Genomic DNA, 23,830 nt, shown 5'->3' on the forward strand with positions numbered 1-23,830 from the left:
GGTTCATGACTGGAGCAAACATGCAACACAACGTCATTCTGGTCCTGCTAGACGGCCTCAACTACCAGGTCGCCCACCACGCCATGGGCCACCTGCACGCCTATGTCGAGGCCGACCGCGCCGCGCTGTACCGTGTGGAATGCGAGCTGCCGTCGCTGTCGCGACCGCTGTACGAATGCATCCTCACCGGCGTGCCGCCCATCGACAGCGGCATCGTGCACAACAACGTCAACCGCCTGTCCAACCAGCGCAGCGTGTTTCACTACGCCCGCGAGGCCAACCTGGGCACCGCTGCAGCGGCCTATCACTGGATGAGCGAGCTGTACAACCGCTCGCCCTTCGACCCGCAGCGCGACCGCCATACCCACGCTCCGAAGCTGCCGATCCAGCACGGGTTGTTCTACTGGGACGACCGCTACCCCGACTCGCACCTGCTGGCCGACGGCGAATACCTGCGTCGCCGCCACGCACCCAACTTCCTGCTGGTACACCCGATGAGCGTCGACGACATCGGCCACCGCCACGGGCTGGACAGCAGCCAGTACCGCAACGCCGCGCGCAGCGTCGACATCCTGCTGGCCGACTACCTGCCGCGCTGGCTTGAAGAGGGTTCCCAGGTCCTGGTCACCGCCGACCACGGCATGAACAACGATCGCTCGCACAACGGCCTGCTGGCCGAGGAGCGCGAAGTGCCGCTGTTCGTGTTCGGCGATGCCTTCAGCCTCGACCCTGCGGCAAAACCGCTGCAGACCGAGCTGTGCGGGACCATCTGCGAAGTGCTGGGTGCGGCACACGACAAAACGGTCTGCCGGGAGTTGCTCAAGTGAATACCCCCAACCGCAGCAGCCGTGGCCGTTACCTGGCCCTGCTGTGCCTGCTGCCGTTCGCCGTGTTCTTCGTCATTTTCCAGATCGCCCCGCTGGCCTGGGTGGCGATCAACAGCGTGCAGTCCGAGGCGGGCTGGGGCGTGGAAAACTTCAGCAAGGTGTTTGCCTCGAAGTTCTACCTGCAGGCCTTGCAACGCAGCCTGGAGATCAGCTTCTGGTCGAGCCTGTTCGGCATCGTCATCGCCACCCTCGGCGCCTACTCGCTGCGCCAGGTCGATTCGAAGCTGCGCGACTTCGTCAGCGCCTTCGCCAACATGACCAGCAACTTCGCCGGGGTGCCGCTGGCGTTCGCCTTCATCATCCTGCTCGGGTTCAATGGCGCGCTGACGCTGCTGCTGAAGCAGGTCGGCCTGCTGGAAGACTTCAGCATTTATTCCAAGAGCGGGCTGATCCTGGTGTACACCTACTTCCAGATCCCTCTTGGCGTGTTGCTGCTGTACCCCGCATTCGACGCCTTGCGCGAGGACTGGCGCGAGTCGGCCGCATTGCTGGGCGCCAACCACTGGCAGTACTGGCGGCACATCGGCCTGCCGGTGCTGACCCCGGCACTGCTCGGCACCTTCGTCATCCTGCTGGCCAATGCCCTCGGTGCCTACGCCACCGTGTACGCACTCACCACCGGCAACTTCAACGTGCTGCCAATCCGCATCGCTGGCCTTGTGGCCGGTGACATCAGCCTCGACCCCAACCTGGCCAGCGCACTGGCGATGGTGCTGGTGGGGCTGATGACGCTGGTCACGGTGGTGCATCAATGGCTGCTGAAAAGGAGCTATCATGCGCGCTGACGCCCGCTCCGGCGGCTGGTACCACCGCGTCGTGGTCTACCTGCTGTTCCTGATCCTGTTGTTGCCCCTGGCTGGCACCCTGCTCTACTCGCTGGCCACCAGCTGGTCGGCCAGCCTGCTGCCCAGCGGCCTGACCCTTAAATGGTATGCGGCGCTGTGGAGCGAACCGCGCTTCCTGGCGGCCTTCGGCCAGTCGCTGCTGGTGTGCGTCGGCGCACTGGTGCTGTCGGTGGTGCTGATCCTGCCGCTGCTGTTCGTGGTGCATTACCACTTCCCCAGACTCGATGCGCTGATGAACATCCTTATCCTGCTGCCCTTCGCGGTGCCACCCGTGGTGTCGTCGGTGGGGCTGCTGCAGCTGTACGGCAGCGGGCCGATGGCGATGGTCGGCACGCCGTGGATCCTGATCGGCTGCTACTTCACCATCGCCCTGCCGTTCATGTACCGGGCCATCACCAACAACCTGCAGGCGATCAACCTGCGCGACCTGATGGACGCCGCCCAGCTGCTCGGCGCCAGCACCTGGCAGGCGGCACTGCTGGTGGTGCTGCCGAACCTGCGCAAGGGCCTGATGGTAGCGCTGCTGCTGTCGTTCTCGTTTTTGTTCGGCGAGTTCGTGTTCGCCAACCTGCTGGTCGGCACGCGCTACGAAACCCTGCAGGTGTACCTGAACAACATGCGCAACAGCAGCGGCCACTTCAACAGCGCGCTGGTGATCTCTTACTTCGCTTTCGTGCTGGTACTGACCTGGGTCGCCAACCGCCTGAACAAGGACAAGACCTGACATGAGCTTCGTCAGCGTGCAAAAACTGCAGAAAAGCTACGGCGGCAGCCCGGTGTTCGAAAACATCGACTGCCATATAGAGCGTGGCGAGTTCGTCACCCTGCTGGGCCCTTCCGGTTGCGGCAAGTCCACCCTGCTGCGCTGCATCGCCGGGCTGACCCCGGTGGACAGCGGGCAGATCCTGCTCGACGGCCACGACATCGTGCCCGTCAGCCCGCAAAAACGTGGCATCGGCATGGTGTTCCAGAGTTACGCACTGTTCCCCAACATGACCGTGGAGCAGAACGTCGCCTTTGGCCTGCGCATGCAGAAGGTCAAGGCCGATGAAAGCCTGGCCCGGGTACGCGAGGTACTGGCGCTGGTGGAGCTGGGCAGCTTTGCCGGGCGCTACCCGCACCAGCTGTCTGGCGGCCAATGCCAGCGTGTGGCCTTGGCGCGTTCGCTGGTCACCCGCCCGCGCCTGCTGCTGCTGGACGAGCCGCTGTCGGCGCTGGATGCGCGCATTCGCAAGCACCTGCGCGAGCAGATTCGCGCGATCCAGCGCGAACTGGGGCTGACCACCATCTTCGTTACCCACGATCAGGAAGAAGCGCTGACGATGTCCGACCGCATCTTCCTGATGAACCAGGGGCGCATCGTCCAGAGCGGCGATGCCGAAACCCTCTACACCGCGCCGGTGGACCTGTTTGCCGCCGGCTTTATTGGCAACTACAACCTGCTCGACGCCGAAAGCGCCAGCCGCCTGCTGCAGCGCCCGGTCACCAGCCGCCTGGCCATCCGCCCAGAGTCGATCACCTTGGGCGTGAATGGTGAGCTGGACGCAGAAGTACGTAGCCACAGCCTGTTGGGCAATGTGATTCGCTACCGGGTAAACGTGCGCGAGGTGGAGTTGGTGGTCGACGTACTCAACCGTTCGCCGGCCGACCTGCACGCGGACGGGAAGCGGGTAAGCTTGTCGATCGACCCCACGGCGCTGCGGGAAGTGGCTTAAGGAGATTCAACACAATGGCACTGGCAATATTCGATCTGGACGAAACCCTGATCCATGGCGACTGCGCGTCGTTGTGGAGCGAGCAGATGGCCCGGCTGGGCTGGGTCGACGGCAAGGAGTTTGTGCGTCGCGACCATGAACTGATGGAGGCCTACGGCAAAGGCCACCTGCAGATGGAAGACTACATGGCGTTCAGCCTGGAGCCGATTGCCGGGCGTACCCTGGAAGAGGTCGAGCATCTGGTAGAGCCGTGGGTCGAGGACGTGATCGAGCCGATCATCTACGGCGACGCCTGCCGCTGCATTGCCGAGCACCGCAAGCGTGGGGATCGGATTCTGATCATTTCCGCTTCGGGGACGCACCTGGTGGGGCCGATTGCGGCGCGGCTGGGGGTGGATGAATACCTGGCGATCGAGCTGGAGGCTGTGAACGGGGTGTATACCGGCAAGACCCATGGGGTGCTGACCTACCGCGAAGGCAAGATCACCCGGTTGCTGGAGTGGCTGGATCAGGAGCAGGAGAACCTGGAGGGGGCGAGTTTCTATTCCGATTCGAGGAATGACCTGCCGTTGCTGCTGAAGGTGGATCACCCGTATGCGGTGAATCCGGATGGGGTGTTGCGTGAGCATGCCGAGACCAACAAATGGCCGATCCTGAGTTGGTCCTGAGCTTCTTGCATTGCCTGTACCGGCCCTTTCGCGGGTGAACCCGCTCCCACAGGGGATACCACAACCCTGGAACCTGTGGTGATCCCTGTGGGAGCGGGTTTACCCGCGAAGAGGCCTGACCTGCTTACACCAGGCTCGGGTCGATGACCATCACCAGCTTGCCCGACACCTGGTTGGTCTCAAGCTCGGCATACGCCGCCTGGGCAAACTCGACCGGGTAGGTATCGACCAGCTGCGGCGACAAGCGCTTTTCGGCAAACAGCGGCCACACCTGCTGCTGCAGCTCGCGCAGCAACTCGGCCTTGAAGCTGTCATCGCGGTTGCGCAGGGTGGAACCGGTAATCTCCAGGCGCTTGCCCAGCACCTGGGCAAGGTCCAGCTCGAACTTGCGCCCGCCCATCAGGCCAATGATCACCCAACGGCCGTCACGGGCCAGAACCTTCAGGTTGAGTTCACCGTAGCTGGCGCCGACCGGGTCGAGAATCACGTCGAACGGGCCAAAGCCTTCCAGCGCTTCCAGGTTTTCGTTACGCACCACGCCACCTGCGGCGCCCAGCGCCTCGCAGTAGGCCAGCCGGTCCGGCGAACCGACGCTGACCCACACCGGGCTGCCGAACGCCTTGCACAGCTGGATGGCAGCCGAACCAACGCCACTGGCACCGGCATGCACCAGCACCTTCTCACCGGCTTTCAGCGCACCCAGCTGGAAGATGTTCAGCCAGGCAGTGGCATAGACCTCCGGCAACGCCGCGGCCTCATTCAGGCTCAGGCCCTCGGGCACCGGCAGCACGTGGCGGGCATCCACCACCACTTGCTCGGCCATGGCGCCGCTGGCCAGCAGCGCACACACCCGGTCGCCGACCCGCCAGTCGGCACCGGCGCCCACTTCCTCGACCACCCCGGCGCACTCCAGCCCCATGTAAGGGCTGGCCCCCGGCGGTGGCGGGTACAAACCTTTCATCTGCAGCAGATCGGCGCGGTTCAGCCCCGCGGCGGCCACGCGAATGCGCACTTGGCCGGCGTCACAGGCCGGGCGTTCGGCCTCGACCCACTCCACATGTCCGTCAACGCCTTGCAATGCCTTCACAGTGCCTCCATAGTTGAATCATATGACCGAGCCTGGGACCGCTATGTCCCAGGCTTTTTGCAGTATGCGCCCGGCTCTGATGGAGCCGGCGAACGGAATAGACGGCCTACTATGCGTGATCAAATGCCCCCACGTCGAATCAGCATGAAGCATTTCCTTCCAAGCACCGCCCTGGCCCTGATGATCGGCCTGGGTAGCCTCACGCTCGGCGGCAATGCGGCGGCCGCCAACAAGTGGGACACCCTGCAGCCGGACCGCGACGAGATCGTCGCCAGCCTCAACGTGGTGGAATTGCTCAAGCGCCATCACTACAGCAAGCCGCCGCTGGATGACGCCCGTTCGGTCATCATCTATGACAGCTACATCAAGCTGCTGGACCCGGCGCGCAGTTACTTCACCGCGGCCGATATTGCCGAATTCGACAAATGGAAAACGCAGTTCGACGATTTCCTCAAAAGCGGCAACCTCGACCCGGGCTTCACCATCTACAAGCGCTACCTGGATCGCGTCAAGCAACGCCTGGACTTTGCCCTGGCCGAGCTGAACAAAGGTGCGGACAAGATGGACTTCTCTACCAAGGAGACCTTGCTGATCGACCGCAAGGATGCGCCGTGGCTGAAGAACCAGGCTGAACTCGACGACCTGTGGCGCAAGCGCGTCAAGGACGAAGTGCTGCGCCAGAAAATCGCCGGCAAGGAACCCAAGCAGATCCAGGAAACCCTGACCAAGCGCTACAAGAACCAGCTGGCGCGCCTGGACCAGACCCGTGCCGAGGATATCTTCCAGGCCTACATCAACACCTTCGCCCAGTCCTACGACCCGCACACCAACTACCTGTCGCCGGACAACGCGGAAAACTTCGATATCAACATGAGCCTGTCGCTCGAAGGTATCGGCGCTGTGCTGCAGAGCGACAACGACCAGGTCAAGATCGTGCGCCTGGTACCGGCAGGCCCGGCCGCCAAGACCAAACAGGTGGCGCCGGCCGACAAGATCATCGGCGTGGCCCAGGGCAACAAGGAAATGGTCGACGTGGTCGGCTGGCGCCTGGACGAAGTGGTCAAGCTGATCCGTGGCCCGAAAGGCTCGGTGGTGCGCCTGGAGGTGATCCCGGCCAGCAATGCGCCAAGCGACCAGACCAGCAAGATCGTGGCCATCACCCGCGAAGCGGTGAAGCTTGAAGAGCAGGCGGCGAAGAAGTCGGTTCTCAAGCTCAAGCAGGACGGGCGTGACTACAAGCTGGGCATCATCGAGATCCCGGCCTTCTACCTGGACTTCAAGGCCTACCGCGCCGGCGACCCGGAGTACAAGAGCACCACCCGTGACGTGAAGAAGCTGCTCACCGAACTGCAGAAAGAGAAAGTCGACGGCGTGGTCATCGACCTGCGCAACAACGGCGGCGGCTCGCTGCAGGAAGCCACCGAGCTGACCAGCCTGTTCATCGAAAAAGGCCCGACCGTGCTGGTGCGCAATAGCGATGGCCGCGTCGACGTGCTGGAAGACGAAAACCCCGGTGCCTTCTACAAAGGCCCGCTGGCACTGCTGGTCAACCGCCTGTCGGCCTCGGCCTCGGAGATCTTCGCCGGTGCCATGCAGGACTACCACCGCGCCCTGATCATCGGCGGCCAGACCTTCGGCAAAGGCACCGTGCAGACCATCCAGCCGCTCAACCATGGCGAGCTGAAGCTGACCCTGGCCAAGTTCTACCGGGTGTCCGGGCAGAGTACCCAGCACCAGGGCGTGCTGCCCGACATCGACTACCCGTCGATCATCGACACCAAGGAAATTGGCGAGAGCGCCCTGCCCGAGGCCATGCCGTGGGACACCATCCGCCCGGTGGTCAAGCCGGCGGCCGACCCATTCAAGCCGTTCCTGGCCCAGCTCAAGGCGCAGCATGAAGCGCGCAGCGACAAGGATGCCGAGTTCACTTACATCCGCGACCGCCTGGCCCTGACCCAGAAGCTGATGAACGAAAAAACCGTCAGCCTCAACGAGCAGGACCGCCGTGCACGCCACGACGATATCGAGGCCAAGCAGCTGGCGCTGGAAAACATCCGCCGCAAGGCGAAGGGTGAAGAGCCGCTCAAAGAGCTGAAGAAAGAGGACGAGGACGCGCTGCCGGCCGAGGATGACAACACCAAGCCGGAAGACGATGCCTACCTGTCCGAAACCGGCCGCATCCTGATCGACTACCTCAGCGCCAGCACCAAGGTGGCCAAGAAGTAAGGCACCAGTGACAGTGATGGCAGATTAATGTGACCTGTCATCATACAGTCATCGCGCTGTCGTGAAATATAAGGGCCGGGCATGCAGATGCCCGGCCCTTTCATTTTCAGGAATACGCCATGACCGTTGCCGAACAGCTCAGTGCCTTGAGCGCCATTCTGGCTCAAAGCCGCATTCACAGCCTGTTTCAACCGATCATGTGCCTGAGCGAGCAACGGGTATTCGGCCATGAGGCGCTGAGCCGTGGGCCGTCGAACAGCCCGCTGCACGCACCGCTCAACCTGTTTACGGTGGCCCGCCAGGCCGGCCGCCTGACCGAGCTGGAGGCCGCTTGCCGGGAAAGTGCCTGCCGCCGCTTCAGCGAGCAACAGTTGCAGGGCAAGCTGTTTCTCAACGTCTCGCCAGAATCGCTGCTGGAACCGCACTACCCCTCCGGCCTTACCCTGAAACTGCTCGAACAGGTCGGGCTGCCGCCAAGCCGGGTGGTGATCGAGCTGACCGAGCACACCCCCACCGACGACTTCCAGCTGCTGTCCAATGCCCTGCACCACTACCGCGACATGGGCTTTTCGATTGCCATCGACGATCTGGGCGCAGGATATTCGAGCCTGCGCCTGTGGTCGGAGCTGCGCCCTGAATACGTGAAGATCGACCGCCATTTCATCGACGGCATCCACCGTGATCCGCTCAAGCGCGAGTTCGTGGGTTCGATATTACAGATTGCCCGAGCGTCCAAGGCGCAGGTTATTGCCGAAGGTATCGAGCTGGCAGAGGAGCTGGCGGTGCTGGTGGAGATGGGCGTGGACCTGGTGCAGGGTTACCTGCTGGGGCGACCGCAGGAGCTGGGCGTGCGTGAGGCCAGGCCGTTGCCGGTATCGATCAGCGTGCCGTTGGCCGAACAGCCGACGGTGCGGCTCAATGCCACGATCGGGCAGCTGCTGGAATTGTTTGGTCGGCATCAGCACCTGGATGCATTGCAGGTGGTCGATGCCGATGGCAGGCCTTGTGGGTTGATTCACAGGGATGCGTTCCCTGTCATGGCCCTATCACCGGCAAGCCAGCTCCCACACAGGTACAGCGCAAAGGCTCAAGGCCTGTGGTGAACCTGTGGGAGCTGGCTTGCCGGCGATAGGGCCGGTACAGGTAAAGAATCAGGCTGTTTCGGGATAGCAGTACTCGAACACCCGCACCACCTCGGAGGCATGCCACGACGCCGCTTCCATGCCATCCACCGGCCCGGAAAAACGCCCAAGCCGCTCCACGCACTCAAAAAAGCCGGTACGCGGCAAACGGCTGGCACCCTGGCTGATCACCAGCGAGCTGCGCAGTGGCTGCTCGGCGCGGGCATCGAGCAGCGCCAGGTATTCCAACGCCGCGGTCAGCGTCTGCATGGCCGGGCTGGGCAGTTGCAAGCGCTCGATCAGCGCTCGGTACGTCAGCAGGTGACGTTGACGACGGGCCAGGTCAAGCTCGCCCAGCAGGTTATCCCAGTGCTGACGGCTGATCCTGACCTGGCTCATGATGGCTCGCTCCAGCCCGCCACACCCAGGTGCCACGCCAGGGCGCGGCGGATGGCGGCATCGGGCTGACGCTCACCCGACTCGATCATGGCCAGGTACGCCGGGCTGACCCCGACATTGCGCGCCAGTTGCTCAGGGGCAATGCCCCTGGCCTGACGAATCTGCCCTACTTCACTGAACCCCGGCAACGGCGCTTCGGCAGCGCTGCTGGCCGCTTCACCGACAACCGCCTCGGTGGGTGCCTGCCCGGCGGCCTTCAGCAGGGCCTGATACTGCTCCCAGGGAACCACGGCGTACTCGGGCTGACCGTCCCGGCTGATGACCTGAATACCCATTACAAACCCCTTAAAAATGGATTACCGCATGTAATCCGTAGGCATAACCCTTATGCCAATTATATTACCAACTCCGGGGTCTGTGCAGTTGCGGTAGTTATGGCCGGTTTCACGGCGTATTACGCTCCAGCCGCAGCGCTTCCGGGGTAGCCGGCAAGCGCTCGACCACCCGCAGCCGCTCGGGTGCCTGGCTGTCGCGCCAGGCCTTGAAGCGCGCCAGTTCGTCGGCCACGGTCTTCAACACCCAGCCCAGCACGGCGATGTCGTCGAGGAAGCCCACGCCCAGTATCCAGTCGGGGATGGCATCGATAGGGCTGACGAAATACAGCAGTCCGGCGACGATGGTGACCAGCGCCTTGGGGCTGATGGCGCGGTATTCGCCACGCCACCAGGCCAGGCACAGCGACTGCAGCAGCTTCACATCTTCGCGTAGCTGGCCCAGGCGTGGGCCTTTACGCGCCACGGCAAACAGCAAGGCCGGCAACCGGCCGCGGCTAAGCAGGCGCTCTGCCAACGGCAGGAAACGGGCGAAATTCCAGGGACCGCTCATGGAGCCTCCAAGAGGAAAGGTTATCCACATTTATTGTGGATAACCTTGTGAACAGGGCGAATTTTCTGACCTCAGGTGCCTGTCAGGCAAGGGTCCCGGTCAGATCGGGCGTTTTTTACACAACCGTTTCACACCGTGGTGTGTACGCCGCAAACGGTTGGCGTTACAAGCATCCTGCATCTTCAAGCTGCACTTTCTCGGACAGTATCAACAGTCGGGGGTTCGACCAACCCGCCAGGCAAAAACACAAACGCCCCGTGAGAACGGGGCGTTTGCTGAAACCAGCCAGTGTTACTTGGCAGGCTCTTCGGCAGGGGCTTGCGCCTCCGGCTCGGCGCCTTGCAGCTGGGCCGGATCCTTGATGGCGATCAGTTCCAGGTCGAAGACCAGCACCGAGTTGGCCGGGATCAGCGGGCTTGGGCTTTGCGCGCCGTAGGCCAGTTCAGCCGGGATGAACAGCTTGTACTTCTCGCCGACGTGCATCAGTTGCAGGCCTTCGACCCAACCCGGGATCACGCCACTGACCGGCAGGTCGATCGGGCTGCCGCGCTCGACGGAGCTGTCGAACACCTTGCCATCGGTGAGCTTGCCTTCGTAGTGGACGGTGACCACGTCGGTCGGCTTGGGCTGCGGGCCGTCGGCCTTCTTGACCACTTCGTACTGCAGGCCCGAGGCGGTGGTGACCACGCCAGGCTTCTTGGCGTTTTCCTCAAGGAACTTCTTGCCGGCGGAGGCAGCTTCTTCGCTGGCCTTGGCCAGGCGCTCCTCAGCGCGTTTCTGCAGCGAGGTGAAGGCCTCTACCAGCTCTTCATCCTTGATGCGTTGCTCTTTCTTGCTGACGGCGTCTTCGATGCCGAGCGCGACTGCTTTCGAATCAAGGTCTTCCATGCCTTCCTGAGCCAGGCTCTTGCCCATGTTCAGGCCGATTCCGTAGGAGGCTTTCTGTGCCGGAGTCTTCAGCTCGGGGCTGCTGGCCTGTTGATCACAGCCAGCCAGTACCAGGCCAACCAGGGCAACCGCAGCCGCCAAACGATGCTGTTTCATGTGATTTCCTTGTTCATGCGCCATAAGGGCAATCAGGGTAGAAGCCGCGAGCTTATCAGGCGTCCCCAACCCATGGCTACCGGCATAAGAGCAGGAAAAGCCTGATTAGTTCCACCCCTGCCAGCCCTGCCCCACAGCCCTAATTAACGCAAAAGATAGTTCGTTACGCTTTGTATCGACCAAGATATACCATAACGCTATCATCTGCCGCTTTCAGGATACTGGCCCGGGCGCGGCCAGGCTATCTAGAACGGGCTTCAGGGATGCACAATGAGATGGGATGGCGCAGTAACCTTCGGTGATTACTGGCTGGGCTACACCGGCCAGACTGACCAGACCGCTGCCCATGCCCACGTTGCCATCCAGCTGTGCATCGGCTTGAGTCTGGACATCACGGTGGAGTTCGGCGAAGAGGTGGTCACTGCCCCAGGGGTATTGATCGGCCCCTCGGTCAACCACCGTTCGCTGCCCAACCCTGGCCGGGTCGCCTTCCTCTATTTCTATCCCGACGCACCACTGGGGCGTGCGCTGAAAGCCTTGCTCGACGAGAGCGGCAAGGCTGCGGTGAGCGCCGACATCGTCGATTGCGTGCGTCAGGCCGCCAACTTCCATGATGTGGTCGCCGCTCTGGAACTCAAGCTGGTCCCCCCGGAAAGCTTCGACCCACGCCTGTCCAACGCCCTGCACCTGCTGCGCGAAGACTGGGCCGGTATCGGCGCGGTGTCGCGCGCGGCCAGCGCGGTGGGCCTGTCCAGCCCGCGCCTGCGCTTCTTCGCCACCCGCCAGATGGGCGTGCCACTGTCGCAGTGGATCATCTGGCGCAAACTCGAACGTGCCTGCCACGCCCTCGCCCACGACGCCAGCCTCAGCGATGCCGCCATGGCCGGCGGCTTTGCTGACCAGGCTCACCTCACCCGCATGATGCGGCGCATGGTCGGCATGTCGCCGAGCCGCGTTGCAGCCGTGCTGCGCAATACAAGCGATTCATTCAAGAATCAGCAGTTCTAAATCGCCATCATCCCCTCCAGCCCGCGCCACCCGGGGTCTCCACCTCCAGGCGCAGGGCCGCTTGCCGGCCGCCGCCCGTGAGATACAGGCGCACAGGTCGGCTTTTTTAATCGTTCCGATCCTTGGCCCCCTTGCGGCTGCCAGGCAGACGGGCGCCATGGCACATGCCACTTCACCCACCTAGTAAGCAAGGAGTGCTAGCCCATGTCAGGACCCTCGCGGCTGACTGTTTTTCTCACCGGCGGTGCCGGCGTGCTGGGCGATACGTTGATCGACCAGTTGGCCGAGCGTTATCACCTGGTGTGCCTGACCCGCCGTAGCAGCATCAGCCACCCCGGGGTCGAGACCCTGCGCGGTGATATCTGCCAACCGCGCCTGGGCCTGTCCAGCGCGGACTACCTGGCGCTGACCAAGCGCGTCGACTGGGTCATCCACTGCGCAGCCATCACCCGCCTGGACGGCCACGCCGAAGCCGTGTTCTCGGTCAACTACCAAGGCACCGAGCAGGTGCTGGAGTTTGTCCGCGACGCCGACGTGCCGCTGTACCACGTCAGCACCGCCTTCACCCACCCCTGTGACTACCACCCCGGGGTAATGCCCTCGACGCCATACGAAGTGGTCAAGCGCCAGGCCGAAAGCCTGGTGCGTGAGGCCGGCGTACCGGTTTCGATCTTCCGCCCGTCGATCATCATCGGCGACAGCCACAGCGGCCACATGCCGACCCTGCAGGGCTTTCACCTGACCATGGGGCTGATGATGTCAGGCTACCTGCCGATCATCCCCTGCCCGGAAGACGGACGCGTGGATGTGATCGCCCGTGATGTCGCGGCAGCCGGCATTGCCAGCGCCCTGGACCAGCGCCTGATCGGTGACGACTACTTCCTTACCAACGGCCCGCAGGCGCTGGACATTCGCACCCTGCTCGACCTGATGTGCGCGCAAATGCAAGACCAGGGCAAGCCCTTCCAGCGCCCGCGCTGCATGAACCCGGATATCTACGAACGCCTGGTGCGTCCGGTGTTCCTGCCGGCCCTTGAAGAGAACATCCGCGCCGCCCTCGGCCGGGCGACCCAGCTGTGCCGCTACGCCAGCCTGCTGCAGCCGCTGCCCAGCTCGCTGGAGCAACTGCTGCCTGCCCGCCACCTGGCCTGCCGCTCGCCACGCCAGGAACTGGCCCTGACCCTGGCGCGGCTGTCGCCCAAGCTCTCGGCCATGCAACGCATGCTGAAGATTCCGGCAGCGGCCGAGCGCCGCGCCGAACCGGCCCTGGAGGCCTGACCGATGAACAGTTTCATCCCCCTGCCCCAAGGGCTTGATGCCGAACGTGTGCGCGCGCAGTACCGCGACCACGTCAACGCCGGCTATGCGCGCCTGGCGTCGATGATGAACCTGCCCATCGAGGTGAGTGGCGAAGGTGTCTACCTGTTCGACATGGACGGCAACCGCTACCTGGATGCCGGCGGCTACGGCGTGTTCCTGCTCGGGCATTCACACCCGCAGGTGGTCGAGCGGGTGAGCCGGCAGCTGCACAGCCACCCGATGGCCAGCAAGCTCATGCTCAACCCGTTCCAGGCCCAGGCTGCTGCGGCCCTGGCAGCGGTATGCCCACCCCCGCTGCAATACGTGTTCTTCTGCAACTCCGGCACCGAAGCCACCGAGGCGGCGTTGAAGCTGGCCTGGCTCAACGGCTGCCAGCGGGTGATCTCGACCCACGGTGGCTACCACGGCAAGACGCTAGGCGCGCTGGCTGTGACCGGCCGGGCGCTGTATCGCTCACCGTTCAGCGAGCGCCTGGGTGACAGCCACTTCATACCATTCGGTGATGCCGAGGCGCTGCGCCTGCAACTGCAGGCACAGCCTGAGCGAGCCTGCGTGATCCTCGAACCGGTACAGGCCGAAGCCGGGGTGATCGTACCCCCGGCCGGCTACCTGCAGCAGGTGCGCGCGCTGTGCGACCAATACGGTGCAGTACTGATTGCCGATGAAATCCAGTCAGGCATGGGCCGGACCGGGCGCTGGTGGGCTTGCGAGCATGAGGGCGTGGTACCCGACATTCTGCTGGTCGGCAAAAGCCTTTCCGGCGGTTGCGTGCCGGTCAGCGCCATGGTCTGCACCGCCGACATGCAGGCGCCGCTGAACCGCAACCCGCTGATGCACACCTCCACCTTCGGCGCCAACCCACTGGCCATGGCCGCGGTCATGGCCACCCTCGAAGTGATGCAACGCGAGCAACTGGTGGCGCGTGCCGAGGCCCTGGGGCAACGCCTGCAACTGGGCCTGCAGACGCTACTGCGCCAGCACCCCTGCGGCAGCCAGGTGCAGCTGCGCTGCGCCGGCCTGTTGCTGGGCCTGGAGTTCGCCGATGCGGGGCTGGCGGCAAACATGGTCATGCACCTGATCGACCAACGCATCGTGGTCAACCATTCGCTCAACGATCACCGGGTAATTCGCCTGACCCCGCCAGCCCTGTACAGCGACAGCGACGTTGAGTGGCTGCTGGGCGGCTTTGCCCGGGCCATTGCCCGCACCTTCGAATAGGACACCGTAATGAAAGAAGTCAGCCTGAACGCCCATGTTCCCAGCCAGAGCGCCGAACAGGTCTACGCCGCCATCAGCAACTTCAGCGTGTACCCGCAGTTGTGCGAATCGGTGCGCAACATCGAGATCGAGTCGATCCACGAGCACGAGGTGCTGAGCAACTGGGAGGTGAACTTCCACAGCGGCATCCTCAAATGGCAGGAGCGCGATGTCTTCGACCCCGCCAACCTGCATATCCATTTTCGCCAGACCGCGGGCGACATCGACCACTTTTCCGGCTCGTGGCAAGTCAGCGAAACCGCCGAAGGCGCCAGCATCGCCTTCCGCTCCTGCTTCGACCTGGGCTTGCCGATGCTTGCCGACATGCTCGACCCGGTTGCCCGGCAAGCGATCCGCGACAACATCAGCGCCATCATCCATGGCCTGTTCCCGAACAGCCAGATCAAGGATTGATGCCATGCCCTTGTCACTCCTGCAAAACGCCAGGCACGCCCTGCAACGCTTTGCCCCAGGCTTTGCCAACCTGCTGAGCGAATTGCCGTTCGAACAGCGCGAGGCTGCAGGCAGCCCGGTGGTGGACTGGTTCAAGCATACCGGCCCGGTTGCCCTGCTGGTGCCCAAGGCCAGCGGGGGCCTGGGTGCCAGCGCCCGCGAAGCGCTGCACGTGCAGCTGGCCCTCGGTGCCCTGTCGCCCTCGCTGGCCGTGGCCAGCACCATGCATCAGTTTTCCGTGGCGAGCCTGGTCGCCGTGGTGGCCCAGGGCGCAGGCGCCGAAGGCCTGCTGTTGTCGGCCATCGCCCGGCAGCGCCTGCTGCTGGCTTCGGGCTTTGCTGAAGGCGTGCCCGGTGGCGGCATTCTCGATGCCGGCATGGAAGCCGTGCAACTGGCAGACGGCGTGCGCCTGAGTGGCAGCAAGCAACCGTGCAGCCTGAGCACCTCGATGGACCTGCTCACGGCCAGCTTCAGCCGCGCCGGCGAGCATGGCGAAGAACTGATGATCGCGATGATCCCGGCGACCGCACCGGGCATCAGCCACCACCCGTTCTGGGGCAACAGCGCCTTGGCCGGGGCGCAGAGCCTGGAGCTGCGACTGGAGGATGTGTACGTCAGCGACAAGATGATTTTTTCCGCCGGCCTCAAGTCGCAGCTGGGCGATGTGCAGACCATCGGCTTCGTCTGGTTCGAGCTGCTGATCAGCGCCAGCTACCTGGGCGCCTGCATGGGCCTGGTGGAGCGCGCGGTCGACGAGCGCCGCTGGAGCGACCAGCAGCGTGTGCAGCTGGCCTGCCAACTGCAACTGTGCCTGAGCGCCCTGGAAGGCCTGGCGCAGGAAGTGGAGCAGCTGCAAGGCGACGCCGATGACCTGCTGGCGCGCCTGCTGCTGACCCGCTACGGCATCGAGCAACAACTGGCCAGCGCCTCCGACCTGGCCCACCAGATGCTCGGCGGCCTGGCCTTCATCCGCTCGAACCTGGGCTGCGACTGGCTGGCCAGCACCCGCGGCCTGCAGTTCCACCCACCCGGGCGTTTCAGCATGACCGCCAACCTTGACCGCTACCTGCAAGGCGCCACCTTCAGCATTGCCAATGGAGTCACCCTGTGAAACTGCTCAACAAGATCGTCGTCATCACCGGCGCAGCACGCGGCCTGGGCCTGGAAACCGCACGCAAGCTCAAGCGCCAGGGCGCTACCGTGATCGGCATCGACCAGCTCGAACCGCACACCGCGCTGAATTTCGACGCCTACTACCTGCTCGACCTGTGCGACCGCGAACGCCTGGACGAAGCGGCCACCTCGATTCTGGAGCGCTTCGGCGACATCGATATCCTGGTCAACAATGCCGGGGTGCTGACCCTGGAGCGTGGCGAGACGGGGGTGAACGATGACGTGCGCCGCGCCCTCGAAGTGAACCTGCTGGCCCCTTGGCAGCTGACCTCGCGCTTGCTGCCGGCGCTGCTGCGCAAGCACGGCAAGGTGGTCAACGTATCGTCGCTGTTTGCCCTGGTGAACGCGCCCTATGTGGCCGCCTACGCCACCAGCAAGCGGGCCATGAGCGCTTATTCGGACGTACTGCGCATGCAGTACCCAGGCCAGCTCGACGTGGTCACGGTGTTCCCCGGTTTCATCGACACGGCCATCCACGACCCGGCCGAGCGGGTCGGCCTGTCGGTCAAGCGCCTGGTCAGCTTCAAACGTGGCGAACGGGTGCTGCTGTCGCTGGAGGAAAAGCTTGATGACGCCAGCAATGGCCTGGTCCGCGCCTGCACCCAGGCGGGCCTGCGCAACCGCGGCCTGACCTTCCTCGGCAGCGTGGCCATGTACACCGCCCGTTGGATGCCGAGCCTGGTCGACGCCTTCATCAGCCTGCGCCTGCGCAGCCTGAGCAAGGCCGGTCAGCTGTCGCTCAAGCCCGAACTGATCGACTGAGGCCGGGCCGATGACGCAACTGGCACTGGACAAGCCCACGCTACGCCCGGCGCGCAGCCTGCTGACGCCGTCCGCCCTGGAAACCACCCTGGTGGTCGGCTATGCGTTGCTGCTGTTCGCCGTACCGCTGGCGCTACTGGTGGCGATTGTCGACCAGGCTCCGCAGGCATGGCCGCTGGCTTTGCCGCTGCTGCTGCCGGCGGGCTACGGTCTGTTCCTGATGGGCATCCTGGGCCACGAGGGTTTCCACTTCAACCTCAGCGACAACCGCCTGTTCAGCTGCCTGCTGGCGGTGCTGCTGAGCTCGATGCTGACCGGCTTCTGCGTCACCGGCTACTTCGTCGACCATTGGCAGCACCATCGCCACAACGGCGGCCCCAAGGACCCGGACTGGCGCCTGCTGCGGCGTTATCGTCTGGCCGTCACCCGGCTGCTGGTGTCGCGCCTGCATGCCACCGGGTGGTACCTGGTGCAGACCGTGCGCCTGGCCCTGCCTGGTGCCAAGGTCAGCGGCACGCTGCCTTTGCCGGACACCCAGGTGCGCCTGCTGGCCAGGGCCAACCTCGCCTGCCAACTGTTGTGGCCGGCACTGTGGCTGGCGCTGGCAGCGCAGTGGCCGGTGCTGCTGCCCGCCGTGGCCGGGTGCCTGCTGCTGGCGCTGCTGGTGTCCGCCCTCAACGCCTACCAGGAGCATGCCTTCGAGGCCAGCGTTGCACTGCCGGTGGCCCGCTCGCGCACAGCGTGGCTCAGCACCCTGCTGCACCTGGGCTCGAACTATCACCTGGAGCACCACCTGTACCCGCGGGTGCCGTGCTGGCGCCTGCCACGCCTGCATCGCCAACTGCTCGCCAGCGGTTGGTACGACGGCCGCCAGGCGCTGCTCGAACCGCGTTTCTTCGGCGCCCTGCGCTACTGCAAGGCACGTTTCCCCTATGCCGGCGCCTGGCAAGCAATGCCACCGCCTGGCCGCAGCGGGCAATGACCCGCGCCCGCTGCACACCCCTCACACTCATGGAGCCGAGTATGTCTTTTGACGTAGATGCATTGATTGAAAACGAACGCCGCACCCTGCTGGCACACCCGCTGTTCGCCCGTATCAGCTCGCTGGACGACGTACGCCTGCTGATGGAGAACCACGTCTTTGCGGTGTGGGACTTCATGACCCTGCTCAAGCGCATCCAGCGCGACCTGACCTGCGTGACGCTACCGTGGTTGCCGCCACGGCACATCATTGCCGCGCGGCTGATCAACGAGATCGTCACCGGCGAGGAGACCGACGAGCACCCTGCCGGTGGCTTCATCAGCCACCTGGACCTGTACCTGGCCGCCATGGACGAGATCGGCGCCGACACCGGGCCGTTCCGCCAGTTCCAGGCCCTGCTGCAGGCCGGCGTGCCGCTGGCCCAGGCGTTGACCACCGTCGATATTCCGCTGCCGGCCAAGGTGTTCGTCAGCAAGACCCTCGATGTTGCCCTGCATGGCTCGACCGAGCAGGTGTTGGCGTACTTCTTCTTCGGCCGCGAAGACATCATCCCCGACATGTTCGGCGGCCTGCTGCAGCGCTGGGCCATCGATGAAGCCAGCGTGCCGATGCTCACCTACTACCTCAAACGCCATATCGAGATGGACGGAGACGATCACGGCCCGGCGGCCAAGCGCATCATCGCCGAGATCGTCAGCGAGCCCGCGCAGCAAATGGCCCTGGCCAAAAGCGCTGGCGACGCGCTGGTGGCCCGCACCGTGCTGTGGGACGGCGTGCTCGAGCTGCTGCACCAACGCGCCACCGCTATCGCGCAGGGCAACTGCGTGGCCGCCGCCAGCTGAGTACTGCCCCTTGCCTGCGCCCACCGCGAGCAAGGGGTAATGGCCTACAACGACAAGGACGAGAGCGTGTGACATGGTGAAAGGCAAATACGCCAAGCTGGCGGTATCGGCGCTGGTCATCGCAGGCCTGGCAGCATTGGGCGTGCAACGCTGGCAATACGCACGGCAGTACGTCAGCACCGACAACGCCGAAGTGGAAGGCGTGATCATTCCCATCCGGGCCAGGCTCAGCGGCGTGGTGGTGCAGGTGCCGGTGCACGAGAACACGCGGGTGAAGCAAGGCGACCTGCTGTTCCAGGTGCGTGAGGACGAATACCAGCAACGGGTCGAACAGGCCCGGGCCAACTACCTGGGCGCGCTGGTGACCACCGGGCAAGGCGGCATGCCCGGCCTGATGGACAGCCAGGTCCGCAGTGCGGCGGCACGCAGCCAGGCGGCGCAAGCCACCATCGGGCAACTGGTGGCCAATGTCGAGCAGGCCCGCAGCGACTACCAGCGCACGCAACGCCTGGCCGGGCAAGGGGTGGTCAGCACCCAGGACCTGGAAGCCGCACGGGCGCGCTTCAACGCCCTGAACCACCAGTTGCAGGCAGCCCGCGACAACTCCACCGCCGCCCGCGAAGGCACCCTGGCCAACGAGGCGGCACTGAAAGTGGAGGAGTACCGGATCAAGGCCGCCGAATCGGCACTGGCGCTGGCCCGCATCGAGCTGCAGGACACCCGGCAGGCTTCGCCGCGCGGCGGGGTGATCGTGCACAAGGATGTGCAGCCAGGGCAGTTCGTGGTCGCCGGGCAAAAGCTGCTGAGCCTGGTCAGCACCGAGCACATGTGGGTGGTGGCCAACTTCAAGGAAACCCAGATCGGCCGTGTCCGCGTCGGCCAACCGGCGCGCATCAGCGTCGACGCCTTTCCGGGGCAGCACTTCGAAGGTGTGGTGCACAGCCTGGTGCCGGCCACCGGGGCGCGCTTCTCGCTACTGCCGCAGGAAAACGCCACCGGCAACTTCACCAAGGTGGTGCAGCGCATGCAGGCGCGAATCGAGTTCCGCGAGCTGCCCACGTCCATGCAGCAGGCGCTGGGCCAGGGCATGAGTGTGTTCGTCGAGGTTGATACCCGCGACAGCGGGCAGCCCCTATGAAGTCGCCCTGGCTGGTGGCGGTGACCGTCACCTTGATCTCGATGATGGAATTGCTCGACGTGACCATCGTCAACGTCGCCATTCCCAGCCTGATGGGTAGCCTGGGGGCTTCGGTGGACGAGATCTCCTGGGTCTCGACCGGCTATATCGTCGCCAACGTGGTGATCCTGCCAGCCAGCGGCTGGCTGTCGGCGTGGTTTGGCCGGCGCCGCTATTACCTGGTGTCGTCGGCGCTGTTCGTGCTGGCGTCGCTCGGTTGCGCCATGTCCCAGGAGCTGTGGCAGATGGTGTTGTGGCGGGTGGTGCAGGGTTTGGCCGGCGGCGGCCTGCTGGGCATCTCGCAGGCGATCATCTATGACGTGTTCCCCAAGGAAAAGGTCAGCTCGGGCCTGGCCTTGTACGGGGTCGGGGTAATGATGGGGCCCACCCTCGGCCCTTCGGTGGGCGGCTACCTGATCGACGAGTTCTCCTGGCACTGGATTTTCCTCATCAACCTGCCCATCGGCGCGCTGGCGCTGCTGCTGGCCTGGCTGTGCGTGAACGACTCGCCCAACGAACGGCGCCCGCAAAGCATCGACTACCTGGGTTTCGTACTGCTCGCGGTGGGTGTCGGCAGCTTGCAGATCCTGCTGGAACGGGGCGAGCACTGGGACTGGCTGGAGTCGGACCTGAGCCTGTTGTGCCTGGCCCTGGCACTGCTTGGCCTACTGGGCTTCTGCTACTGGGAACGACGGGTCGCCAACCCCATCGTCAACCTGGCGCTGTTCAACAACCGCGAATTCCTGCTGGGTTCGGTCTGTGCCTTCTGCGTCGGCTTCGGCCTGTACAGCACGCTGTTCATGGTACCGCTGCTGTTGCAGACGCTGCTCGAACAAAGCGCCTATCAGAGCGGCCTGGTGATCTTCCCCGGGGCCTTGGCCAGCGCTGTCAGCACCCTGGTGATCGGCAAGCTGTCGCAGGAAAACCGCATTGATGAGCGTTACTTCATTTGCGTGGGCATCCTGGTCTACGGCTATGCCATGTATCTGCACACCCAGTTCACCCTGCAAAGCAACCCCGACACGTTGTACTGGCCGCTGATCATCCGTGGTTTCGGCCTGGGCATGATCTTCGTGCCACTGACCAACCTGGCCATGCGCCAACTGCCGGCACAGCTGATCTCGGTGGGCTCCGGCGTGCTCAACCTGATGCGCCAGCTGGGTGGCAGCGTCGGTATCGCCATCGCCGCCACCCTGCTCACGCGCTTCTCCTGGGCGCGTTACCGCCAGCTCGCCGAGCATGTCGACGAAAACCGCCTGCTCGCCAGTGGCTGGGACCTGGCCAGCCTTGACCCGCGGCGGCTGTCCACCGACCTGCTCGGCGCCGACCAGGCCAACGCCCTGCTGGCCTTCGTCCAGGCCCGGGAGCAGGCGCAGATGCTCGGTTTCAGCATGCTCTTCGGCCTGCTTGGCGTGGTGATGCTGATCGGCGTGCCCATGGTGCTGCTGATGCGCAACCCCCGCCAACCCAAGCCCTCACTTGCAAAGGAGTCCGTGACGTGTTCGGACAATGCACACCCCTCCGCCTAGCCGTGCTGGTGCTGTCGCTGATCTGCGCCAGCCCCGTTCAGGCCCGCGACCTGTACCAGACCTACCAGCAGGCGCTGGGGCATGACATGGCCTATGCCGCCGCCCAGCAACGCCAGCTGGCGGCTGCGCAAAAGGCCCCGCAAGGGCTGGCCAGCCTGCTGCCGCACCTTTCACTGGAAAGCGGCGCAGCCTGGGTCGACCGCGAACACAGTGGGGCCGCCCGACGCAACCGGGACAACTCCAATGCCTACGCGCTGGTATTGATCCAGCCGCTGCTGCGCTGGCAGAACGTGATTGGCCATGAACAGGGCAAGGCCCTGGCCACAGCCGGCGAGATCGACCTGCTCGCCGCCCGCCAGGACCTGATGCTGCGCGTGGCCGACAGCTACTTCGAACTGCTGCTGGCCGAAGACCAGTTGGCGACCAGCCGCCAACAGGTACACACCCTCGGCCAGCAACTGGACAAGGCGCAGCGTTTTCGTCGCGAGGGCTCGGGCACCGAGAACGAGGTGCAGCGCATCCAGGCCCGCTACGACCTGGCGCAGGCCGAACAGATAGCTGCAGGCAATGCCCTGCGCCTGAATCAACAGGCGTTGGCCCGGCTGACCGGCAGCACGCCGGGCGAGCTGGCCAGGCTGGATGAGCAGGTGGCGTTCAGTGGCCCGCAACCGGCCCGCCTGGATGCCTGGACCGAACAGGCGCGCCAGCACAACCTGAAGGTGCAGGCCGCCGAAGTACGCCAGCTTATCGCCGAACAGGAAGTGCACAAGCAACAGGCCGGCCACTTGCCAACCCTCGACCTGGTGGCCGCACATGGCCGCTTTGCCTCGGTGGGTGGCAGCCTCTACGACGTCACCGTACCCGAGGAGAAATACACCCAGACCGTGGTCGGCGTGCAACTCAGCGTGCCGCTGTATGCCGGTGGCGGCACCCAAAGCCGCACCCGCGAGGCGCGTGCCCTGCAGGGCGCCGCCGAGGACGAACTGGAAGATGCCCGCCGCGAGGCCGACTTCATGGCCCGCCAGGCCTACATGAACCTGACCGGCGGCATCAGCCAGTACCAGGCGCTGAAACAGGCCTTGCGTTCCAGCCAGAGTGACCTGCGCATTACTACCCATGCCTTCGAGGCCGGTGCGCGGATCAGCAGCGATGTGCTGGATGCCGAACAGCAGGTCACCCGCACCCAGCTGCAACTGGCGCGTCAGCGCTACGCAATCCTGCAGGCACAGCTACGGCTGATGGCGGCCAGCGGCAGCCTCGGCGACGACAACCTCAAGGCCCTCAGCGCCCTGCTCACGGCGCGGGTTCAAGGGTAGGCACCTTCACGGTACTGCCCCGCCACCTCGCGCAGCACCTCGCACATCCACTGCCCCGGCAGGCTCTGCGGCAAGGCGGCATTGCGGCAGATGCCCACCGAGCCGCCGGGCTCGCGCACACCCAGGTCGAGCTCGATCAGGTCGCCACGGCGCAGGTCGAGCAGCACCGCATCGCGCGGTGCCACCCACAGCGCATCGCTGCCCAGCAGGTAGCGCCGGCTCAGGGCCAGTGACAGGGTTTCCAGGCGCTGCGCCGGCATCTGGATGGCGCACTGCACGAACAGGCTGTCGGCGTGCTGGCGGATGGTGGTGCCCGCAGGCGGCAGCACCAGCGGGTAGCGGCCTACCTGGGTGCGCTCTACCGGCGAGCTGGCCAAGAGCGGGTGGCCGGGCCGCACCACCAGGCTCATCGATTCGCTGTACAAGTGCTCGAACGACAGGCCCTGGATTTGCGGGCTGTCGGTCATGCGCCCGACCACCAGTTCCAGCTCGCCCAGGCGCAGCTGGCCGAGCAGTTGTGCGCTGACCCCGGTGACCACGCTGATCACCAGCGCTTCATGGCGCTGGTGCAGGCGGCACAGCACCTCGGGCATCAGCAGGCCTTCGACGGTGGAGAGCACGCCAATGCGCACCTGCGACGGCGCCCGCGCTTCACCCCGCAGGCTGCTGACACCGTCGCGCAGGGCTTGCACGCTGGGGCCGGCATAACGCATGAAACGCGTACCGGCGGGGGTCAGTTCCACACCTTGGCGGCTGCGTGAAAACAGTCGCGTTTCCAGCAGCGCTTCGAGCTCCTTGAGGGTTTTCGAGATGGCCGGCTGGCTGATTGCCAGGCTGTCGGCCGCCCTGGCCAGGCTGCCCTGCCGGGCAATCTCCAGGAAGCACAGCAGGTGGCGGTACTTGATGCGGGTGTCGAGGTTCATGCTGGCAAGCTTACCGCATCGCCACCTGCGGCGTATCCGGGTCGCGCTGCTGGCGGCGGAACTGCCCGGGTGGCAGGCCGTGGATCTGGCGGAAACGTCGGGAAAAGTAGGCTTCGTCGGCAAAGCCACACAGCCGTGCCACCTCGCCCACCGGGCGGCTGCCGTTGAGCAGGTAGTTGCGTGCGGCGTGCATGCGCCGCTCCAGCACCAG

General features: G+C 64.7%; 25 protein-coding genes. 18 read left to right on the plus strand and 7 right to left on the minus strand.

Annotated elements, in window-relative coordinates:
* Positions 1-20 precede the first annotated feature (20 nt).
* The 5 genes from HP547_RS09740 to HP547_RS09760 are packed head-to-tail and all read left to right on the plus strand — an operon-like array spanning position 21 to position 4,115.
* Complete coding sequence (locus tag HP547_RS09740) at positions 21-827, plus strand: alkaline phosphatase family protein (protein WP_172286180.1); 807 nt, start codon at positions 21-23, stop codon at positions 825-827.
* Entirely contained in the window at positions 824-1,672 is an 849-nt protein-coding gene (locus tag HP547_RS09745) for an ABC transporter permease subunit (RefSeq protein ID WP_172286181.1), read from the plus strand. The genes HP547_RS09740 and HP547_RS09745 overlap by 4 nt, the downstream gene beginning before the upstream one ends.
* A complete protein-coding gene (locus HP547_RS09750; RefSeq protein WP_372242427.1) occupies positions 1,659-2,456 on the plus strand; it encodes an ABC transporter permease in 798 nt (265 codons plus the stop codon). The genes HP547_RS09745 and HP547_RS09750 overlap by 14 nt, the downstream gene beginning before the upstream one ends.
* A 1-nt stretch (position 2,457) precedes the next feature.
* Positions 2,458-3,447: an ABC transporter ATP-binding protein gene (locus HP547_RS09755; protein ID WP_172286182.1), complete on the plus strand. Its 990-nt coding sequence runs from the start codon at positions 2,458-2,460 to the stop codon at positions 3,445-3,447.
* Between the two features lie 14 nt (positions 3,448-3,461).
* On the plus strand, positions 3,462-4,115 hold the full coding sequence (locus HP547_RS09760) for an HAD family phosphatase (protein ID WP_172224891.1): 654 nt from the start codon (positions 3,462-3,464) through the stop codon (positions 4,113-4,115).
* A gap of 124 nt (positions 4,116-4,239) precedes the next feature.
* Here the strand turns inward: HP547_RS09760 and HP547_RS09765 are convergent, their stop codons facing one another.
* Positions 4,240-5,202 carry a zinc-binding dehydrogenase gene (locus HP547_RS09765; RefSeq protein ID WP_172286183.1) on the minus strand — a complete coding sequence of 321 codons (963 nt, stop codon included), beginning with the start codon at positions 5,200-5,202 and terminating at the stop codon, positions 4,240-4,242.
* Between the two features lie 144 nt (positions 5,203-5,346).
* Here HP547_RS09765 and HP547_RS09770 point away from each other — a divergent pair, with 144 nt between their 5' ends.
* Together HP547_RS09770 and HP547_RS09775 are read left to right on the plus strand one after the other, a co-directional pair.
* A complete protein-coding gene (locus tag HP547_RS09770; protein WP_172286184.1) occupies positions 5,347-7,428 on the plus strand; it encodes a carboxy terminal-processing peptidase in 2,082 nt (693 codons plus the stop codon).
* Positions 7,429-7,547: 119 nt separating this feature from the next.
* Positions 7,548-8,531 carry an EAL domain-containing protein gene (locus HP547_RS09775; protein ID WP_172286185.1) on the plus strand — a complete coding sequence of 328 codons (984 nt, stop codon included), beginning with the start codon at positions 7,548-7,550 and terminating at the stop codon, positions 8,529-8,531.
* A gap of 48 nt (positions 8,532-8,579) precedes the next feature.
* Here HP547_RS09775 and HP547_RS09780 read toward each other — a convergent pair whose 3' ends face one another.
* The 4 genes from HP547_RS09780 to HP547_RS09795 all read right to left on the minus strand — a co-directional run bounded on the left by HP547_RS09780 (position 8,580) and on the right by HP547_RS09795 (position 10,877).
* Positions 8,580-8,948: a hypothetical protein gene (locus HP547_RS09780; RefSeq protein WP_172231955.1), complete on the minus strand. Its 369-nt coding sequence runs from the start codon at positions 8,946-8,948 to the stop codon at positions 8,580-8,582.
* A complete protein-coding gene (locus HP547_RS09785; RefSeq protein ID WP_172231958.1) occupies positions 8,945-9,283 on the minus strand; it encodes a helix-turn-helix transcriptional regulator in 339 nt (112 codons plus the stop codon). Before HP547_RS09785 ends, HP547_RS09780 begins: the two co-directional genes overlap by 4 nt.
* A gap of 109 nt (positions 9,284-9,392) precedes the next feature.
* On the minus strand, positions 9,393-9,833 hold the full coding sequence (locus HP547_RS09790; RefSeq protein ID WP_172228342.1) for a YkvA family protein: 441 nt from the start codon (positions 9,831-9,833) through the stop codon (positions 9,393-9,395).
* A 291-nt stretch (positions 9,834-10,124) separates the two neighbouring features.
* On the minus strand, positions 10,125-10,877 hold the full coding sequence (locus tag HP547_RS09795; RefSeq protein ID WP_172231590.1) for an FKBP-type peptidyl-prolyl cis-trans isomerase: 753 nt from the start codon (positions 10,875-10,877) through the stop codon (positions 10,125-10,127).
* Between the two features lie 270 nt (positions 10,878-11,147).
* Here HP547_RS09795 and HP547_RS09800 point away from each other — a divergent pair, with 270 nt between their 5' ends.
* From HP547_RS09800 to HP547_RS09850, 11 genes are all read left to right on the plus strand, one after another.
* Entirely contained in the window at positions 11,148-11,885 is a 738-nt protein-coding gene (locus tag HP547_RS09800; protein ID WP_172231593.1) for an AraC family transcriptional regulator, read from the plus strand.
* Positions 11,886-12,089: 204 nt separating this feature from the next.
* Positions 12,090-13,163 carry an SDR family oxidoreductase gene (locus tag HP547_RS09805; RefSeq protein WP_172286186.1) on the plus strand — a complete coding sequence of 358 codons (1,074 nt, stop codon included), beginning with the start codon at positions 12,090-12,092 and terminating at the stop codon, positions 13,161-13,163.
* Between the two features lie 3 nt (positions 13,164-13,166).
* Positions 13,167-14,423 (plus strand): aspartate aminotransferase family protein, encoded by a 1,257-nt coding sequence (locus HP547_RS09810; protein WP_172286187.1) that lies wholly within the window; start codon positions 13,167-13,169, stop codon positions 14,421-14,423.
* A gap of 9 nt (positions 14,424-14,432) precedes the next feature.
* Complete coding sequence (locus HP547_RS09815) at positions 14,433-14,876, plus strand: type II toxin-antitoxin system RatA family toxin (protein ID WP_172233569.1); 444 nt, start codon at positions 14,433-14,435, stop codon at positions 14,874-14,876.
* A 4-nt stretch (positions 14,877-14,880) separates the two neighbouring features.
* Complete coding sequence (locus HP547_RS09820) at positions 14,881-16,026, plus strand: acyl-CoA dehydrogenase (RefSeq protein ID WP_172286188.1); 1,146 nt, start codon at positions 14,881-14,883, stop codon at positions 16,024-16,026.
* Entirely contained in the window at positions 16,023-16,850 is an 828-nt protein-coding gene (locus tag HP547_RS09825; protein ID WP_172229449.1) for an SDR family NAD(P)-dependent oxidoreductase, read from the plus strand. The genes HP547_RS09820 and HP547_RS09825 overlap by 4 nt, the downstream gene beginning before the upstream one ends.
* Positions 16,851-16,860: 10 nt before the next feature.
* Entirely contained in the window at positions 16,861-17,832 is a 972-nt protein-coding gene (locus HP547_RS09830; RefSeq protein WP_172229451.1) for a fatty acid desaturase, read from the plus strand.
* 41 nt (positions 17,833-17,873) lie between these two features.
* Entirely contained in the window at positions 17,874-18,674 is an 801-nt protein-coding gene (locus HP547_RS09835; RefSeq protein ID WP_172229453.1) for a DUF3050 domain-containing protein, read from the plus strand.
* 73 nt (positions 18,675-18,747) lie between these two features.
* Complete coding sequence (locus HP547_RS09840; RefSeq protein ID WP_172229455.1) at positions 18,748-19,812, plus strand: HlyD family secretion protein; 1,065 nt, start codon at positions 18,748-18,750, stop codon at positions 19,810-19,812.
* The gene (locus tag HP547_RS09845) at positions 19,809-21,380 is read left to right on the plus strand and encodes a DHA2 family efflux MFS transporter permease subunit (RefSeq protein ID WP_172229457.1); all 1,572 of its coding nucleotides are present in this window, start codon (positions 19,809-19,811) and stop codon (positions 21,378-21,380) included. The genes HP547_RS09840 and HP547_RS09845 overlap by 4 nt, the downstream gene beginning before the upstream one ends.
* Positions 21,350-22,696 (plus strand): TolC family outer membrane protein, encoded by a 1,347-nt coding sequence (locus HP547_RS09850; RefSeq protein ID WP_172286189.1) that lies wholly within the window; start codon positions 21,350-21,352, stop codon positions 22,694-22,696. The genes HP547_RS09845 and HP547_RS09850 overlap by 31 nt, the downstream gene beginning before the upstream one ends.
* On the opposite strand, the gene pcaQ is transcribed toward HP547_RS09850, so the two are convergent.
* The gene (gene pcaQ / locus HP547_RS09855; RefSeq protein WP_172286190.1) at positions 22,687-23,619 is read right to left on the minus strand and encodes a pca operon transcription factor PcaQ; all 933 of its coding nucleotides are present in this window, start codon (positions 23,617-23,619) and stop codon (positions 22,687-22,689) included. The two genes, HP547_RS09850 and pcaQ, sit on opposite strands and share 10 nt — an antisense overlap.
* 10 nt (positions 23,620-23,629) lie before the next feature.
* Positions 23,630-23,830: helix-turn-helix transcriptional regulator (locus HP547_RS09860; RefSeq protein ID WP_172286191.1), on the minus strand; the 201-nt coding region annotated here is incomplete at its 5' end.

Origin of the sequence: Pseudomonas sp. CM27 (genome assembly GCF_013179515.1) — a bacterium.
Lineage (GTDB): Bacteria > Pseudomonadota > Gammaproteobacteria > Pseudomonadales > Pseudomonadaceae > Aquipseudomonas.